The organism is Vibrio sp. SCP2 (genome assembly GCF_059295395.1).
The window spans coordinates 1-13352 of record NZ_JCAFVV010000017.1 but is presented as its reverse complement, the minus strand read 5'-3'; the positions used below and the strand labels follow the sequence as shown (position 1 = coordinate 13352).

Genomic DNA, 13352 nt, shown 5'->3' with positions numbered 1-13352 from the left:
TGAGACTATAAATTCTAGTAAGGACAAGAGGTTGTACTCTGTACGTGCTTTGGGAGTCAAAGCGTAATGATCACCGGAGAAGTGATCCGATCATGAGGATATGGTCATGCTGAATAAATTCAAACAAACACAAGAACAATGGGGTGGCTCAAGCGAAGTCATCGACCACTGGCTCGAATCAAGACAATCACTGATTGTCGAATATTGTCAGCTGGGCTCCCTTCAACCTGCAAACGGCCACTCTAACGTCGTCGAACTTCCTTCCCCAAAACAGATCAGCTCATTCTGCGATCATGTGGTTGATTACATTTCTGAAGGCCACTTCAAGATCTACGATATGGTGATGAAGAAATGGCAAGCAACGGGCTTTAAGACTAACAACGAAATCGACGCGACCTATGCCAAGATCGTTTTAACTACAGAACCTTTGCTTGAGTTCAACGATAAGTATGTCAGCGTCAGTGCTGATGATGAGCTACCTAGCTTTGAAGCAGATATGTCAAAAGTGGGCGAACTGCTCGAAGTACGCTTTGAAGTGGAAGATCAGTTGATTCAACTTATCGCAGATAGCTTGGCGATTCCGCCTGGAGCCTAAAGAGCTAGAGAGCTAGAGAGCTAGAGAGCTAGAGAGCTAGAGAGCTAGAGAGCTAGAGAATCTTGAAGGGTTGGCGTTTTGCGTCAACCCTTTTGCGTTTTGGATAACTGGATAACTGGATAACTGGATAACTGGATAACTAACGTTGCTCTGTAGTGAATGAGGAGTCAACTCTCTTTCCACAAGGGCGAAGCCCGATCCAGTTATCTAGCAGCGAAGCGATCCATAGGACGAAGTCCGTTCTAAAATCTCGTAGGACGAAGTCCGTTCCCGCTTCCCGCTCTCCAAAAACAAAAAAGGCACCCGAAGGTGCCTTTTGTCATTTCTTAGCTAACGATTACTCGTCTGCAGAGAAACCTGCGTTTAGTAGTGCTGCAAGGTTGTCAGTCGCTTGTTCAGCTGAAGGACCTTCTTGCTCTTCTACACGCTTAGCTTGACGATCTTGGTGGTAAGCGAAACCTGTACCTGCTGGGATTAGACGACCAACAATTACGTTTTCTTTCAGACCACGTAGCTCATCACGCTTACCAGAAACCGCAGCTTCTGTTAGTACGCGAGTTGTTTCCTGGAACGATGCCGCAGAGATGAACGATTCAGTCGCTAGAGATGCCTTAGTAATACCAAGTAGCTCACGCTCGAAACGAACTAGCTCTTTGCCTTCAGCTTCTAGCTGACGGTTAGCAATCTTAACGTTCGCATATTCAACCTGCTCACCCACTAGGAACTCCGTAGAATCACCAGCGTGCGTGATTGTACACTTACGTAGCATCTGACGAACGATAGTTTCGATGTGCTTATCGTTAATCTTAACGCCTTGTAGACGGTATACTTCTTGAACTTCGTTCGCGATGTATTGAGTCACAGCGTGGATACCACGTAGACGTAGAATGTCATGTGGAGACTCTGGACCATCTGCGATCACGTCACCACGTTCAACTTTCTCGCCTTCGAATACGTTAAGCTGACGATGCTTAGGAATCATCTCTTCGTAAGCGTCACCGCCTTCACGAGTGATTACTAGACGACGCTTACCTTTCGTTTCTTTACCGAAGCTTACAGTACCTGTGTGCTCAGCAAGAATCGCAGGCTCTTTCGGCTTACGAGCTTCGAATAGGTCAGCTACGCGTGGTAGACCACCGGTGATATCTTTGTTACCGCCAGATTTCTGAGGGATACGAGATAGAGTGTCACCCACGCCTACTTCAGCGCCGTCTTCGATGTTTACAATCGCTTTACCAGGTAGGAAGTAGTGAGCTGGCATTTCAGTACCAGGGATCATTACGTCGTTACCTTGCTCATCAACAAGTTTGATAGCTGGACGCATATCTTTACCTGCTGCTGGGCGAGCTGCTGCTTCAGTTACTTCGCTTGAAGATAGACCTGTTAGGTCATCTGTTTGACGAGAAACTGTCACGCCATCGATCATGTCCACAAACTGGATGCGACCTGCCACTTCAGTGATGATTGGCATAGTATGCGCTTCCCAGTTCGCTACTGTTTCACCAGCTTCAACCGCGTCGTTGTCGCCTTTAGATAGTAGAGAACCGTAAGGTAGTTTGTGTTTCTCTTTAGTACGACCAAATTCGTCGATGATAGTCAGCTCTGAAGCACGAGAAGTGATTACAAGCTTCTTATCTTTGTTGATAACGAATTTAGCGTTGTGTAGCTTAACTGTACCAGTCGTCTTAGCTTGGATGCTGTTCTCTGCTGCTGCAGTAGATGCCGCACCACCGATGTGGAACGTACGCATCGTAAGCTGTGTACCCGGCTCACCGATAGACTGAGCAGCGATAACGCCCACTGCTTCACCTTGGTTCACTAGGTGACCACGTGCTAGGTCACGACCGTAACACTGAGCACAACAACCGAAGTCTGCATCACAGGTAACTACAGAGCGCACTTTCATGCGGTCAACTGAGTTCTCTTCCATGATCTGACACCACTTCTCATCAATTAGAGTGTTACGTGGGATCAGTACATCTTCAGTACCTGGCTTCAGTACGTCTTCTGCAACTACACGACCAAGAGCCAGCTCAGAAAGTGCAACTTTAACGTCACCACCTTCGATGTGCGGCATCATGTCAACACCTTCATGGGTGCCACAGTCATGCTCGTGTACAACAACGTCTTGAGCAACGTCTACTAGACGACGAGTTAGGTAACCCGAGTTCGCTGTTTTCAGTGCTGTATCCGCAAGACCCTTACGAGCACCGTGCGTTGAGATAAAGTACTGAAGTACGTTTAGACCTTCTTTAAAGTTCGCAGTGATCGGCGTTTCGATGATTGAACCATCTGGACGCGCCATCAGACCACGCATACCTGCAAGCTGACGAATCTGAGCTGCAGAACCACGTGCGCCCGAGTCGGCCATCATGTAGATGCTGTTGAATGATTCTTGCTGCTCTTCTTCACCGTCGCGGTTAACAACAGTTTCAGAAGATAGGTTTTCCATCATCAACTTAGCTACGCGATCGTTGGTCGATGCCCAAATATCGATCACTTTGTTGTAGCGCTCACCCGCAGTTACAAGACCAGATTGGTACTGCTCTTGGATTTCGCGAACTTCTGCTTCCGCTTCTTCGATCTCAGTGTACTTAGCTGCTGGAACAACCATGTCGTCGATACCAACAGATACACCAGAAAGTGCCGCGTAAGCGAAACCTGTGTACATGATTTGGTCAGCGAAGATTACAGTGTCTTTTAGACCTAGCTTACGGTAAGCCTCGTTAAGTAGGTGAGAGATCTGCTTCTTACCTAGCTTTTGGTTAACGATGCTGTACGGAAGACCTGCTGGCACGATTTGCCATAGCATTGCACGACCGATAGTTGTATCAACCATCTTAGTCTCAGTTGTGCTGTTGCCATCTTCGTCTTTAACAGTCTCAGTGATACGAACTTTAACGCGAGCGTGTAGCTCAGCAGTCTTAGTACGGTATGCCTTCTCAGCCTCAGCTGGGCTAGCAAGGTACATACCTTCGCCTTTCACGTTGATCTTGTCACGAGTCATGTAGTAAAGACCCAATACAACGTCCTGTGAAGGTACGATGATCGGATCACCTGACGCTGGCGACAGAATGTTGTTTGTCGACATCATCAGAGTACGAGCTTCAAGCTGTGCTTCTAGAGTTAGAGGCACGTGTACCGCCATTTGGTCACCATCGAAGTCCGCGTTGTACGCCGCACACACAAGTGGGTGTAGCTGGATCGCTTTACCTTCGATTAGTACTGGTTCGAACGCCTGGATACCTAGACGGTGAAGTGTAGGTGCACGGTTCAATAGTACTGGGTGTTCGCGGATTACTTCGTCTAGGATATCCCAAACGATCGCTTCTTCGCGCTCTACCATCTTCTTAGCAGCTTTGATTGTCGTTGCAAGACCACGAGTCTCTAGCTTGCTGTAGATGAATGGTTTGAATAGCTCAAGTGCCATCTTCTTAGGAAGACCACACTGGTGTAGACGAAGGTATGGACCTACTGTGATTACAGAACGGCCAGAGTAGTCTACACGCTTACCAAGAAGGTTCTGACGGAAACGACCTTGCTTACCCTTGATCATATCAGCAAGAGATTTCAGAGGACGCTTGTTCGAACCCGTGATCGCGCGACCGCGACGACCGTTATCTAGAAGTGCATCAACAGACTCTTGTAGCATACGTTTTTCGTTACGTACGATGATGTCCGGAGCAGCAAGCTCTAGTAGACGCTTCAAACGGTTGTTACGGTTGATTACGCGACGGTATAGGTCGTTCAGATCAGAAGTCGCGAAGCGACCGCCATCTAGTGGTACTAGAGGACGTAGATCTGGCGGAAGTACCGGAAGCACTGTTAGGATCATCCACTCTGGGTTGTTACCAGATTGAACGAACGCTTCAACTAGCTTCAGACGCTTAGTGATCTTCTTACGCTTAGTCTCTGAGTTAGTAGACTGAAGCTCTTCACGCATTTCTTCGATTTCAGCAGGCAGATCCATAGACGCAAGTAGGTCTTTGATCGCTTCTGCACCCATCTTAGCCGTGAACTCATCACCCCACTCTTCTAGACGATCTAGATACTCTTCTTCAGTCAGCATCTGAGATTTTTCTAGGTCAGTCATACCCGGTTCAGTTACTACGTACATTTCGAAGTAAAGAACACGTTCGATATCACGTAGAGGGATATCCATAAGTAGACCGATACGAGACGGCAGTGATTTTAGGAACCAGATGTGAGCAACTGGTGAAGCAAGCTCAATGTGGCCCATACGGTCACGACGAACTTTAGTTTGTGTAACTTCAACGCCACACTTCTCACAGATAACACCACGGTGTTTCAGACGCTTATATTTACCACAAAGACATTCGTAGTCTTTTACTGGACCAAAAATACGCGCACAGAACAGACCATCACGCTCAGGCTTGAACGTACGATAGTTGATCGTTTCAGGTTTTTTAACTTCACCGAAAGACCATGAACGGATCATGTCTGGTGAAGATAGACCGATTTTGATTGCATCAAATTCTTCGGTCTTATGCTGCGCTTTTAGAAAGTTTAATAAGTCTTTCACAATCAGCTCCTGTAAGGAGTTAAAAGGGGCTCACCCGCAAAAGTGAGCACCTTCTACCAAATAATCGCTTTTCTCAATTAAGAAAGAAGGGATTACTCTTCGTCTTCTAGCTCGATGTTGATACCTAGCGAGCGAATCTCTTTCAACAGTACGTTGAACGATTCTGGCATGCCAGGTTCCATGCTGTGGTTGCCATCTACGATGTTCTTGTACATCTTAGTACGGCCGTTAACGTCATCCGACTTAACTGTTAGCATTTCTTGAAGCGTGTAAGCAGCACCGTATGCTTCTAGTGCCCATACTTCCATCTCACCGAAACGCTGACCACCGAACTGAGCTTTACCACCAAGTGGTTGCTGAGTTACTAGGCTGTACGAACCAGTTGAACGAGCGTGCATCTTGTCATCAACAAGGTGGTTCAGTTTCAGCATGTACATGTAACCAACAGTTACAGGACGCTCAAACGCATCACCTGTGCGACCATCAAACAGCGTTAGCTGACCAGATTCTGGTAGGTCACCTAGTTTCAATAGCTCTTTGATTGACTGCTCAGAAGCACCGTCAAATACTGGAGTAGCGATCGGTAGACCACCACGTAGGTTCTTGATCAGCGTACGAACTTCGTCATCAGATAGAGACGCAACGTCTACTTTCTGACGAGTATCACCAAGATCGTAAACTTTCTGTAGGAAGTCACGGAACTTAGCGAGCTCTTGCTGCTCTTTCACCATCTGGTTGATCTTGTCACCGATACCTTTCGCTGCCAGACCTAAGTGTACTTCTAGGATCTGACCGATGTTCATACGCGAAGGTACACCCAGTGGGTTAAGTACGATGTCAACCGGCTGACCTTTCTCATCGTAAGGCATGTCTTCAACAGGGTTGATCTTAGAGATTACACCCTTGTTACCGTGACGACCCGCCATCTTATCACCAGGCTGGATACGACGTTTAACCGCTAGGTAAACCTTAACGATCTTCAGTACGCCAGGTGCTAGATCATCACCTTGTGTGATCTTACGACGCTTAGTTTCAAACTTCTTATCGAAGTCAGCACGTAGCTCGTCGTACTGCTCTGCTAGCTGTTCAAGCTGAGTCTGTTGAGCATCATCTTCAAGCGTTAGCTCTAGCCACTTCTTACGATCGATAGCGTCTAGTTTCGCTTCAGTGTAACCACCGTCTAGAAGTACAGCTTTAACACGGTTTAGAAGGCCACCCTCAAGAATCTGGAATTCTTCAGTAAGGTCTTTCTTCGCTTCTTTAAGCTGCATCTGTTCAATTTCAAGTGCACGTTTGTCTTTTTCAACACCGTCACGAGTAAATACTTGAACGTCGATGATTGTACCTGAAACAGAGTTTGGTACGCGTAGAGACGTGTCTTTAACGTCTGACGCTTTCTCACCGAAGATAGCACGTAGTAGCTTCTCTTCAGGAGTTAGCTGAGTTTCACCTTTAGGCGTTACTTTACCTACAAGGATGTCACCGCCCTTCACTTCCGCACCGATGTAAACGATACCTGACTCGTCTAGTTTAGACAGAGCAGACTCACCTACGTTTGGAATGTCAGCTGTGATTTCTTCAGCACCAAGCTTAGTATCACGCGCCACACAAGAAAGCTCTTGAATGTGGATCGTAGTGAAACGGTCTTCTTGAACTACGCGCTCAGATACTAAGATCGAGTCTTCGAAGTTGTAGCCGTTCCAAGGCATGAATGCGATACGCATGTTCTGACCAAGTGCTAGCTCACCAAGGTCTGTTGAAGGACCATCAGCAAGAACGTCACCACGTGCAACTGGTTCACCCGGCATCACACATGGACGCTGGTTGATACACGTATTTTGGTTAGAACGAGTGTATTTAGTTAGGTTGTAGATATCGATACCTGCTTCACCAGGGATCAGCTCATCTTCGTTTACTTTAACAACGATACGAGAAGCATCTACAGACTGGATTACACCACCACGTTTCGCTACCGCTGTAACACCAGAGTCAACTGCGATGTTACGCTCGATACCAGTACCAACTAGAGGCTTGTCAGCTTTAAGTGTTGGAACTGCCTGACGTTGCATGTTCGCACCCATCAATGCACGGTTCGCATCATCGTGTTCTAGGAACGGGATAAGCGATGCAGCGATAGATACAACCTGGTTAGTTGCAACGTCCATGTAATCAACATGTTCGCGTGGGTGTAGGCCAGATTCACCTTTCTGACGAGCAGTGATTAGCTCTTCAGAGAATGTGCCTTGTTCAGTAAGAACAGTGTTCGCCTGAGCGATAACGTACTGACCTTCCTGAATAGCAGATAGGTAATCTACTTCGTCTGTTACTACGCCATCTACTACGCGACGGTATGGAGTCTCTAGGAAACCGTACTCGTTACAACGCGCAAACGCAGATAGAGAGTTGATCAGACCGATGTTTGGACCTTCAGGCGTTTCGATTGGACATAGACGACCGTAGTGAGTTACGTGTACGTCACGTACTTCGAAGCCAGCACGTTCACGAGTTAGACCGCCAGGACCCAATGCAGAGATACGACGCTTGTGCGTAACTTCTGATAGAGGGTTGTTTTGGTCCATGAACTGTGACAGCTGTGAAGAGCCAAAGAATTCTTTAACCGCAGCAGAGATAGGCTTAGCGTTGATTAGGTCTTGAGGCATGATTGCATCAAGATCACCAAGGCTTAGACGCTCTTTAACAGCACGTTCAACACGTACTAGACCAACGCGGAATTGGTTTTCTGCCATTTCGCCAACAGAACGGATACGACGGTTACCTAGGTGGTCGATATCGTCCACTTCACCGATGCCGTTACGGATAGCGATAAGCTTCTTCATCACTTCAACGATATCAGTTTCGTCAAGTGTGCCTTGCTCTTGAGCATCTTCACGTTCGATAGAGCTGTTGAACTTCATACGACCAACAGTCGATAGATCGTAACGCTCTTCTGAGAAGAATAGGCTTTCGAATAGTGCTTCAGCAGCTTCTTTCGTTGGCGGCTCACCAGGGCGCATCATGCGGTAGATTTCTACCAATGCAGAAATACGATCAACAGTGCTGTCGATGCGTAGAGTTTCTGACATGAACGGACCGTGGTCTAGATCGTTAGTAAATAACGTCTGTAGCGCTTTGTGGCCTGCTTGAGAAAGGTTAGCTAGAGCTTCTAGGCTGATCTCTTGGTTTGCACCAACAATGATCTCGCCAGTCGCTTCGTTGATGTAATCTTTCGATGCAACTTTGCCTACGATGTACTCTACAGGTACTTCGATGTGCTCAACGCCATCTTTTTCAAGCTGACGGATGTGGCGTGCAGTTACACGACGACCGGTTTCAACGTAAGTTTTGCCGTTTGCTTCGATATCGAATGACGCAGTTTCACCACGTAGACGATCAGGAACAAGCTCCATTAATAGAGTTTGATCTTTCACTTCGAAGTTCACCTTCTCAAAGAAGATGTCCAGGATCTCTTCTGTCGTCTTACCTAGTGCGCGAAGAATGATAGATGCTGGTAGCTTACGACGGCGGTCAATACGTACGTATAGGTTATCCTTAGGATCAAACTCGAAATCAAGCCATGAACCACGGTAAGGAATTACGCGTGCATTATATAGAACTTTACCTGAAGAGTGGGTCTTACCCTTATCGCTGTCGAAGAATACACCTGGGCTTCTGTGCAGCTGGGATACGATAACCCTCTCGGTACCATTGATTACGAAGGTACCATTGTCTGTCATAAGCGGAATTTCGCCCATGTAGACTTCTTGTTCTTTAATGTCTTTTACAGTACCTGCTGGCGCGTCTTTATCAAAGATAACTAGGCGTAGTTTAACGCGTAGTGGTTTTGAATAAGTTACGCCGCGGATTTGACATTCTTTAACGTCAAAAACTGGCTCACCAAGACGGTAGCTAACGTATTGCAGCTCGGAATTGCCGTTGTAGCTCTGAATTGGAAATACAGAACGGAAAGCAGCTTCAAGACCGTATTGACCTTCAGGATCCTGTTCGATGAATTTTTCGAACGAATCGAGCTGGATCGATAGCAGGTATGGAATGTCCAACACTTGTGGACGAGTACCAAAGTCCTTACGGATGCGCTTTTTCTCGGTATAAGAGTAAACCATGGGGTTCCTCAGCTCGCTGATAAGTGACCCAAACTGTCTCCAATAGTTATGAGACAGTGACTAACATCTGTTTGATTGTAGTGACATTTCATTAAGAGCTAATGAAATGTTTTTTGCTAGGAATCTGGGTGCTCAAACAGCGGAAAAATCACCCAACCCCTACAGCGCAAAAAGGCCGGTGGTTATAAAACCACCAGCCATTAGCCGTTAGGCTAAGAAACTAAGCAATAATTACTTAACAGTAACACTTGCACCAGCTTCTTCTAGCTGAGCTTTAAGAGCTTCAGCTTCGTCTTTCTCTACGCCTTCTTTAAGAGGTGCAGGAGCGCCGTCTACTAGAGCTTTAGCTTCTTTAAGACCTAGGCCAGTTGCGCCACGTACTGCTTTGATTACAGCAACTTTGTTGCCGCCAGCAGATTCCAGGATTACGTCGAACTCAGTTTGCTCAGCAGCAGCTTCGCCACCAGCAGCGCCGCCAGCTACAACAGCAGCAGCAGCAGAAACGCCGAATTTCTCTTCCATCGCTTCGATTAGTTCAACAACTTGCATTACAGACATTTCTGCAACTGCGTCTAGGATTTGCTCGTTAGTAATAGACATAACAATTCTCTTTTAAATCAACAATAAGTTTATTAAGCAACCAGAAAAAAGCAAGGCTTATGCCGCAGCTTCTTCTTTTTGATCGCGTAGTGCAGCGATAGTACGTACCAGCTTGCCTGCAGAAGCTTCTTTCATGCACATCATTAGGCGTGCGATTGCTTCGTCGTAAGTTGGTAGTGTCGCTAGTACTTCAGCATCAGTAACTGCGCCTTCGAATGCAGCAGCTTTGATCTCGAACTTGTCGTTCTCTTTAGCGAAGTCTTTGAAAAGACGCGCTGCGGCACCTGGGTGCTCGTTAGAGAATGCGATTAGAGTAGGACCAGTGAAAGTGTCAGTTAGACACTCGTAGTCTGTACCTTCAACCGCACGACGCGCTAGAGTATTACGAACAACTTTCAGGTAAACGCCCGCTTCACGAGCTTGTTTACGTAGAGAAGTCATCGCGCCTACTTCAACGCCACGAGAGTCAGCTACAACTGCAGAAAGTGCACCACTGGCAGCTTCGTTGACTTCAGCAACAATTGCTTTTTTGTCTTGAAGGTTTAAAGCCATCTTGGATTTACTCCTGGTTGTCGTTACACCACTCACTATTATCACAACAGTGAGAGCTATTGAGGTGCTTCCCAGAAGAAAGTTAACTATTTACATAGAGCTTTCTGTCAGTTCGGGCACCATCTACGTAGGATGATTAAGTCTTTATTTGTCAAACAAACTCAGACACCTACGGTCTTGGACGGAGACTGGGTCATAATTCACAGCAAATTCTAGAAGAATTTAATGAACCAAAGTTCAGCCCCAACCACAAATATTAGGCGCAGGATTATACACTAATTCTACGCCTAAGCAAATTTATTAGTTTGCTAGAGTGTTCAGGCTAGCCTGATCAACAGCAACACCAGCACCCATTGTAGTAGAGATGCTAACCTTCTGTAGGAATGTACCCTTAGCAGAAGACGGCTTAGCTTTCTTCAGAGCAACTAGAAGTGCTTCTAGGTTCTCTTTGATCTGCTCAGCAGAGAAGTTTGCTTTACCGATAGTAGTGTGGATGATGCCGTTCTTGTCGTTACGGTAACGAACCTGACCAGCTTTAGCGTTCTTAACCGCTTCAGCAACGTTAGGAGTTACAGTACCAACTTTAGGGTTTGGCATAAGGCCGCGAGGACCTAGGATAGTACCTAGTTGACCTACAACGCGCATTGCATCTGGAGAAGCAACAACTACGTCGAAGTTCATTTCGCCTTTCTTAACTTGCTCAGCAAGATCTTCCATACCAACGATGTCTGCGCCAGCTTCTTTAGCTGCTTCAGCGTTTGCACCTTGAGTGAACACTGCAACGCGGATTTCGCGGCCAGTACCGTGAGGTAGTACAGTTGCACCACGTACGTTCTGGTCAGATTTACGAGCATCGATGCCTAGGTTAACAGCAACGTCTACAGACTCAACGAATTTAGCAGTAGCTAGTTCTTGAAGAAGAGCAACAGCTTCGTTGATTTCGTATTCTTTAGTTACGTCAACTTTTTCGCGGATTACGCGCATGCGCTTAGTTAGTTTAGCCATCTTATTAACCCTCTACCACTAGGCCCATTGAACGAGCAGTACCAGCGATTGAACGCTTCATTGCTTCGATGTCAGCACCAGTCATATCAGCAGCTTTAGTTTCTGCGATTTCTTGGATTTGAGCGTCAGTTACAGTACCCACTTTTTCAGTGTTTGGACGACCAGAACCAGACTTAACGCCAGCAGCTTTCTTAAGAAGAACAGCAGCAGGTGGAGTCTTAGTGATGAACGTGAAAGAACGGTCGTTGTATACTGTGATAACAACTGGAGTTGGTAGACCTTTCTCAATAGATTCTGTTTTCGCGTTGAACGCTTTACAGAATTCCATGATGTTTACACCGTGTTGACCTAGTGCAGGACCAACCGGTGGACTTGGGTTTGCCATACCAGCAGCAACTTGCAGCTTGATGTAAGCTTCAACTTTCTTAGCCATGATAATTCCTAATTTTGGGTACAAACGCTAATCGACTGACCAGCTCCCCGTTGATATAAAAACTTGTTATTTTGGATGGAAACTTTTGCTTCAGCCAAAATAATAAGGCGCGAAATTATAGTCATAATCCGCGCCTTATACAACCCTAAAAAGGTGATTTTTTATACTCTGAAAAACAGAGTCTTAGTCTAGTTTTTCAACCTGACCAAATTCAAGCTCAACTGGTGTTGCACGACCAAAGATCGATACAGACACTTTCACTCGGCTCTTATCGTAATCCACTTCTTCAACAGTACCGTTGAAGTCAGCAAATGGACCGTCAGTAACGCGTACCACTTCACCCGCTTCGTACATAGTACGTGGACGAGGTGCTTCGCTCGCTTTCTCAAGACGGTTCAGAATCGCATCAGCTTCTTTATCAGTGATAGGAGCTGGACGATCAGAGGTACCACCAATGAAGCCCATGACACGCGGCACACTGCGTACTAAGTGCCATGATTCATCGTTCATGATCATCTGAACTAGGACGTAACCAGGGAAGAACTTACGCTCAGACTTACGACGCTGACCTGCACGCATTTCCACTACTTCTTCAGTAGGAACTAGAACTTCACCAAACAGCTCTTCCATGCTGTGCATTTTGATATGCTCACGAAGAGATTGGGCTACACGACCTTCGAATCCAGAGAAGGCTTGAACCACATACCAGCGTTTTTTTGGAGCTTCACTCATGAATTAAAACCCTCTATACCCCAGTTGCTAGAGCAACAAGACGAACCATAATGCCGTCGATGCCCCAAAGCACTAGAGCCATTACAATACTTACAGCTAAAACGATCAAAGTCGTTTGCATTGTTTCTTGGCGTGTAGGCCAAACAACTTTACGTACTTCCATACGCGATTCTTTTGCAAACTCGATCGCAGCTTTACCCTTAGTTGTTGTAGCAGCAACACCAAGTGCCGCAGCGATTAGTACAACAACACCTGCAGCGCGAATCACTACAGACATTTCACCATACAGGTAATTACCCACAACAGCGGCAGCTAGCAGAGCAAAAGTGACAATCCACTTGAAGATATCTGCGCCATTTGAGCTATCAGGAGTTTCAGCATTATTTGCTTTCATAAAACCAACCTGTCTAAGTCTTAATATAGACGACAACAACCCCGCTGTTGCAGGGCAAATCCATGAAACGACAATTTAAATAAATTGACGTACTCTTTTATTGATTGAGACGCAACACCTCAACCAAAAAATCCTGCTCAATGCCATGCTGAATAAGAAAACAACAGACATTTTGTATAGTGCAGAAAAAGGGCATCAAATGATGCCCTTTTTGCTACTGGTTCGTCAAATCTTATTCAAAGATTTTCCGAAGTCTTTAGCTAATTCCGAAGAATTAGTCGAAGATCTTAGCAACAACACCAGCACCAACTGTACGGCCACCTTCGCGGATTGCGAAACGTAGACCTTCGTCCATCGCGATTGGAGCGATTAGTTCA

Annotated in this window: 10 protein-coding genes; 1 reads left to right on the top strand and 9 read right to left on the bottom strand. The window is 46.2% G+C overall.

Annotated elements, in window-relative coordinates:
- Positions 1-100: 100 nt before the first annotated feature.
- Positions 101-595 (top strand): sigma D regulator, encoded by a 495-nt coding sequence (gene rsd, locus AC5O63_RS22045; protein WP_494506256.1) that lies wholly within the window; start codon positions 101-103, stop codon positions 593-595.
- A 337-nt stretch (positions 596-932) separates the two neighbouring features.
- Here the strand turns inward: rsd and rpoC are convergent, their stop codons facing one another.
- The 9 genes from rpoC to AC5O63_RS22000 all read right to left on the bottom strand — a co-directional run.
- Positions 933-5138, bottom strand: coding sequence for a DNA-directed RNA polymerase subunit beta' (gene rpoC, locus AC5O63_RS22040; RefSeq protein ID WP_486795183.1), 4206 nt, complete (start codon positions 5136-5138; stop codon positions 933-935).
- Positions 5139-5230: 92 nt separating this feature from the next.
- Positions 5231-9259, bottom strand: a complete 4029-nt coding sequence (gene rpoB, locus AC5O63_RS22035) for a DNA-directed RNA polymerase subunit beta (RefSeq protein WP_004747613.1) — start codon at positions 9257-9259, stop codon at positions 5231-5233.
- A 231-nt stretch (positions 9260-9490) separates the two neighbouring features.
- The gene (rplL, locus tag AC5O63_RS22030; protein WP_004747612.1) at positions 9491-9859 is read right to left on the bottom strand and encodes a 50S ribosomal protein L7/L12; all 369 of its coding nucleotides are present in this window, start codon (positions 9857-9859) and stop codon (positions 9491-9493) included.
- A 57-nt stretch (positions 9860-9916) separates the two neighbouring features.
- Positions 9917-10411: a 50S ribosomal protein L10 gene (rplJ, locus tag AC5O63_RS22025; protein ID WP_006957114.1), complete on the bottom strand. Its 495-nt coding sequence runs from the start codon at positions 10409-10411 to the stop codon at positions 9917-9919.
- Positions 10412-10711: 300 nt separating this feature from the next.
- A complete protein-coding gene (gene rplA / locus AC5O63_RS22020) occupies positions 10712-11416 on the bottom strand; it encodes a 50S ribosomal protein L1 (protein ID WP_004747603.1) in 705 nt (234 codons plus the stop codon).
- Between the two features lie 4 nt (positions 11417-11420).
- Positions 11421-11849, bottom strand: coding sequence for a 50S ribosomal protein L11 (gene rplK, locus AC5O63_RS22015; RefSeq protein ID WP_006957115.1), 429 nt, complete (start codon positions 11847-11849; stop codon positions 11421-11423).
- Positions 11850-12032: 183 nt separating this feature from the next.
- Positions 12033-12581 (bottom strand): transcription termination/antitermination protein NusG, encoded by a 549-nt coding sequence (gene nusG, locus AC5O63_RS22010; protein WP_004415884.1) that lies wholly within the window; start codon positions 12579-12581, stop codon positions 12033-12035.
- Between the two features lie 13 nt (positions 12582-12594).
- Positions 12595-12975: a preprotein translocase subunit SecE gene (secE, locus tag AC5O63_RS22005; RefSeq protein WP_004747599.1), complete on the bottom strand. Its 381-nt coding sequence runs from the start codon at positions 12973-12975 to the stop codon at positions 12595-12597.
- A 274-nt stretch (positions 12976-13249) separates the two neighbouring features.
- Positions 13250-13352: EF-Tu C-terminal domain-related protein (locus AC5O63_RS22000; RefSeq protein ID WP_446697438.1), on the bottom strand; the 103-nt coding region annotated here is incomplete at its 5' end.